Source organism: Methylobacterium sp. WL103 (assembly GCF_008039885.1).
GTDB classification, from domain to species: Bacteria; Pseudomonadota; Alphaproteobacteria; order Rhizobiales; family Beijerinckiaceae; genus Methylobacterium; species Methylobacterium cerastii.
Genome location: NZ_VRUX01001181.1, coordinates 1 through 642, shown reverse-complemented (window position 1 = coordinate 642; position 642 = coordinate 1). Strand labels below are relative to the sequence as shown.

Here is a 642-nt window from a genome sequence, read left to right as displayed (position 1 = left end):
GCGCTCGGCGGCGCCTGCTGCGCGACGCTCGGCGGTGCGTCCTGGCCGCGGCCCGGCACGACGACGAGGCGCTGGATCTCGCCCCGCAGGTAGGCCTGCAGGAACGCCTGGTAGTCCTTGAACGAGACGCAGCCGTTCGAGGCGCCGGTCGGCCCGAGCATGTAGGTGTGGGCGAGGAGGCCGACCCGGCCGTAGACCGCACCGCTGCCGCCGACGGGGGTGAGGCGGATCGCGCGGACGCCGTGGAACAGGTCCTCCCGCTCGGTGAGGTCGTAGGTGCCGGGCGGCGTCGCGCCCCGCATGCGCACGTGGGCGTTGCGCGGGTCGTCCATGATCTCGCCGAGGCCGGAATGCGCTTCCAGCTTCGTGCCGTTGGGCAGCGTCACGATGCGCGCGCTGATGTCGTAGACGGCGACCGCCGCCGGGTCGGGGTTCGCCGGGGGCACGATCCGCTGCCGCGGCAGGGTCGCGGGAGACGGCGTCTCGAGGGCGGCGTAGGCCATAGTCGGCGTCGACGTGCGCTCGATCCCGAAGAACTTTTCCAGGAAGTTGCGGTCGTCGGGGGCGGGCGCCGGGATCGCCGCGGTCCGGGTGCGGCGCGACGCCTGCCTGTCGGCGCGGCGCGTCGTCTCGGTGCCGGCC

The 642-nt window shown here is 74.5% G+C and carries 1 protein-coding gene; it reads right to left on the bottom strand.

All coding sequences use genetic code 11. The features are described from left to right. Nucleotides 1-642, bottom strand: a 642-nt coding sequence (locus FV222_RS28495) for a DUF2778 domain-containing protein (protein ID WP_147816467.1), incomplete at both ends; no start/stop codon positions are given.